This window comes from Streptomyces sp. (assembly GCF_050698815.1).
Classification (GTDB): Bacteria; Actinomycetota; Actinomycetes; order Streptomycetales; family Streptomycetaceae; genus Streptomyces.
The window spans coordinates 1-3,679 of sequence record NZ_JBOHCV010000167.1 but is presented as its reverse complement, the minus strand read 5'-3'; the positions used below and the strand labels follow the sequence as shown (position 1 = coordinate 3,679).

The 3,679-nt window shown below is 70.7% G+C and carries 5 protein-coding genes and 1 pseudogene; 4 read left to right on the top strand and 2 right to left on the bottom strand.

Annotated elements, in window-relative coordinates; all coding sequences use genetic code 11:
* From ACRDP3_RS06330 to ACRDP3_RS06320, 3 genes and pseudogenes are all read left to right on the top strand, one after another.
* Window positions 1-137: pseudogene (locus ACRDP3_RS06330) on the top strand (daunorubicin/doxorubicin resistance ABC transporter ATP-binding protein DrrA); the annotation flags it as partial.
* Window positions 134-1,009 carry an ABC transporter permease gene (locus tag ACRDP3_RS06325; RefSeq protein ID WP_431515829.1) on the top strand — a complete coding sequence of 292 codons (876 nt, stop codon included), beginning with the start codon at window positions 134-136 and terminating at the stop codon, window positions 1,007-1,009. The pseudogene ACRDP3_RS06330 and the gene ACRDP3_RS06325, both read left to right, overlap by 4 nt.
* 75 nt (window positions 1,010-1,084) lie before the next feature.
* Complete coding sequence (locus ACRDP3_RS06320) at window positions 1,085-1,888, top strand: site-2 protease family protein (protein WP_431515828.1); 804 nt, start codon at window positions 1,085-1,087, stop codon at window positions 1,886-1,888.
* On the opposite strand, the gene ACRDP3_RS06315 is transcribed toward ACRDP3_RS06320, so the two are convergent.
* Window positions 1,872-2,108 (bottom strand): hypothetical protein, encoded by a 237-nt coding sequence (locus ACRDP3_RS06315; protein ID WP_431515827.1) that lies wholly within the window; start codon window positions 2,106-2,108, stop codon window positions 1,872-1,874. The two genes, ACRDP3_RS06320 and ACRDP3_RS06315, sit on opposite strands and share 17 nt — an antisense overlap.
* A gap of 71 nt (window positions 2,109-2,179) precedes the next feature.
* Window positions 2,180-2,923 (bottom strand): NADPH-dependent F420 reductase, encoded by a 744-nt coding sequence (gene npdG / locus ACRDP3_RS06310; protein ID WP_431515826.1) that lies wholly within the window; start codon window positions 2,921-2,923, stop codon window positions 2,180-2,182.
* Window positions 2,924-3,152: 229 nt separating this feature from the next.
* Here npdG and ACRDP3_RS06305 point away from each other — a divergent pair.
* A partial coding sequence (locus ACRDP3_RS06305) for a hypothetical protein (RefSeq protein WP_431515825.1) occupies window positions 3,153-3,679 on the top strand: 527 nt, incomplete at its 3' end.

The window sequence follows — 3,679 nt, the reverse complement described above, 5'->3', positions numbered from 1 at the left end:
TGCTGGCCGCCCGCGGTTTCACGATCGCCGACATCACCACCCATCTGCCCAGCCTGGACGAGGTGTTCCTGGCCATCACCGGCCAGAAGGCCACTCATCAGGACGACGAGAACCAGTTCGAGGAGGTGGCGGCGTGAGTACCAGCACCGCTGCCAAGGCCACGGCCGCGCCCACCCAGCCGTCGACGGACCCCGCGCCCGCGGGGCGTCGGAGCCGCGACGAGAGCCGGATCGGGATCAGGGGCGGTGTCCGCCACATCGGCGCCCTTGTCCGGCGCAATGCCCTGCAGATCAAGCAGGACCCCGAGTCGATGATGGACGCACTACTGATGCCCATCATCTTCACCCTGCTGTTCGTCTTCGTCTTCGGCGGCGCGATCGGCGGCAGCTCGGGCGGCGGCCGCGAGAATTACACCGACTACCTGGTGCCCGGCATGATGGCCATGATGAGCATGAACATCGCCATGGCGGTGGGTACCGGCGTCAACGAGGACTTCCGCAAGGGCGTGATGGACCGCTTCCGTTCCATGCCCATCGCCCGCTCCTCGGTGCTGGTCGCCAAGGTCGTGGTGGAGGTCGGGCGGATGCTCGTCGCCATCCTCGTGCTGCTCGTCGTCGGCTTCCTGGTCGGTTTCGACCTCCAGGGTCACTGGACGGGACTGCTGGCGGCGATCGGGCTGACGGCCGTGTTCGGCGCCTCGCTGATGTGGATCTTCGTTCTGCTGGGCCTGACCATGAACACCGCGCAGGGTGTGCAGGGTGTGTCGTTCCTGGTGCTGATGCCCCTGCAGTTCGGCTCCTCGGTCTTCGTTCCCACCCAGACGATGCCGGGCTGGCTGGAGACCTTCACGGACTTCAATCCACTGACCCATGTGGCCGACGCGGCCCGTGGACTGATGCTGGGGCAGGGCGCGGTCGCCGGCCCGGTGCTGTGGACACTGGTGTGGTCGGCCGGGCTTACCGCGGTCACGGCACCGATGGCGATCGCCAAGTTCCGCAGGAAGGCGTGACGCGAGGCCGGCGAAGGCGGGGGTAAGCGGGGGGAGTTCGCCCACCGGGGCCGGCCCCGGGTACGGTCTCCCCCCATGACCGGCACCTCCACCCACCCCGACCACCACCGCATCAGCCCCGTCTTTCTGGGGCTCGCCGCGACCATGGCCGTCTCCGGGGTGGCCGTCTGGTGGGGTCTGGCCGAGGTCACCGGTGTGGCGGTGTTCTTCTTCGTCGTCTCGGGCTGGATCGTCTCGCTCTGTCTGCACGAGTACGCGCACGCCGTCACGGCCCTTCGCGGCGGGGACACCTCCGTCGCCGCGAAGGGCTATCTCACCCTGGACCCGCTGAAGTACACCCACGCCATGCTGAGCATCGTGCTGCCGGTGATCTTCGTCGTCCTGGGCGGCATCGGACTGCCGGGCGGCGCGGTCTACATCGAACGCGGCCGCATCCCGGGGCGCTGGAAGCACAGCCTGATCTCGGTCGCGGGCCCGCTGACCAACGCCCTCTTCGCCGCCGTGCTGACCGCGCCGTTCTGGCTGGACGCCATGGCGGGGGTGCCGTTCGCCTTCCGCTACGCGCTGGCGTTCCTGGCCATGCTGCAGGTGACCGCGGCCATCCTGAATCTGCTGCCGGTGCCCGGTCTGGACGGCTACGGCGTGCTGGAACCGTGGCTCTCCGAGGGTGCACGGCGCCAGGCGGAACCCTTCGCGCCGTTCGGTCTGCTGGTCGTTTTCGGCTGCCTGTGGATCCCGGCGGTGAACGGGGTCTTCTGGGACGCGATCAGCAACGTGATGCGGACGCTGAACGTCTCGGACCTGGACGTCAGCTACGGCTACGACTACTTCCGCTTCTGGCAGGGCGAGCCGGAGCTCTCCGTCACTCCGCCGCTGTAGCGCCCGCGGCTGTGCCCGCGGAGGTACGCGCCTGCCGCGCCCGGCGGCCGTAGTACCAGGCCATGTTCGAGGACAGGCCCGCCAGCAGGACCCACACCACGCCCAGCCAGCTGCCCTTCACGAAGGACAGCACCGCCGCGGCCACGGCGAGCGCACAGACGAGGGTGGCGCAGCGGGCGATCACCCGGCGCGAGCGGGGAGCGGAGGCGGGGGCGGACATGGAAGACGTCTCCAGAAGACGGCGGGACCGGGCGTGTGCCCGGTCATTCTCCCCCATCACCGCAGAGCCCTTCACATGTCGGTGAGACGGATGCCCGCGTGCGCCTTGTAGCGGCGGTTGACCGAGACGAGGTTGGCCACCAGCGACTCCACCTGGTGCGCGTTGCGCAGCCGGCCCGCGAAGACGCCGCGCATCCCCGGGATACGGCCGGCCAGCGCCTGCACGATCGCGCAGTCCTCGCGCACCTCTCCGAGCACCATCACATCCGTGTCGATCTCCTCGGTTTCGGCGTCGGAGAGCAGCACGGCGGAGAGGTGGTGGAAGGCGGCGGTGACGCGGGAGTCGGGGAGCAGAGCGGCGGCCTGTTCGGCGGCGCTGCCCTCCGCGGGCTTGAGGGCGTAGGCGCCCTTCTTGTCGAAGCCGAGCGGGTTGACGCAGTCCACGACGAGCTTGCCGCGCAGGTCGTCGCGGAGCGCCTCCAGCGTCTTGGCGTGCCCGTCCCACGGCACCGCGACGATCACCACGTCGGAGCGGCGGGCGCACTCGGCGTTCTCCGCTCCCTCGACACCCAGGCCCAGTTCACCGGCGGCCTGCTGGGCGCGGTCCGCCGCACGCGAGCCGATGATCACGGACTGGCCCGCCCTGGCCAGCCGGTAGGCAAGCCCGCGTCCCTGATCGCCGGTGCCGCCGAGCACGCCGACGGTGAGCCCGGAGACGTCGGGCAGGTCCCAGGGGTCCTTCTTCGGGGCGGCGGCTGAAGTCGCGTCGGAGGCTGCGTCGGCTGGGCCGGTGGCGTTGGCTGCGGAGGATGACATACGGGGATCCTGCCACCCTGTTTCCTTCACCGCCGCAGTCCGGGTTGGTGAAGGTGATCACGTGCGGAGTGTGATGTCAGGCCTTGACGGCGCCCACGGTCAGCCCCGTGCCCAAGTACCGCTGCGGCACCCGCCGGACTCCCTCACCGGGCCGGCCCGTCACATCCGTACGGGTGACCACGACCGAACCACCTGCCCCGTACGGCCCGTTGCGGCATCATGCCGGGCCATGGATGCCGTTCGCGTCGCACAACTGCGGGAAGTGCTCGCCGGAACCGAGTGGGTGACCTCCGCCCGCCGGTTCGCCGGTTCGCTGCGCGCCTCGGTCACATCGCGCCGGGGCGGGTTGCTGCTGATCGGGACCGCGTCGTACGAGCCGTGGCACCTGGCCGCGCACCTCGACGACGAGGCCGCCTGGTCCGGGCTGCCCGAGCTGTCCCCCACGCTCGTACGGCACCGGGTTCCGCCCGCCGCCCCCGCGCACCTCTCGACCGGGCTGCGCCGGATCGAGTCGGCGGGACGTGGGGAGACCCTTCTCATGGTCGCCCCGGACCAGCCGGGAGCGGGGCTGCTGGAACGGGTCCGGGACGCGCGCCGGGCGGGCGCGACCGTACTGGCGCTGGACGACGACGGAGCCGGCGATCTGAGCGACCTGCACGGCATCGCGCACGACGCGCTGACGGCCCAGCCGGCCGAGGTCGACCTCGACACGATCCAGCACCTGGTCAGCGCGGCGGCCGGGGAGAGCTTCCCCGC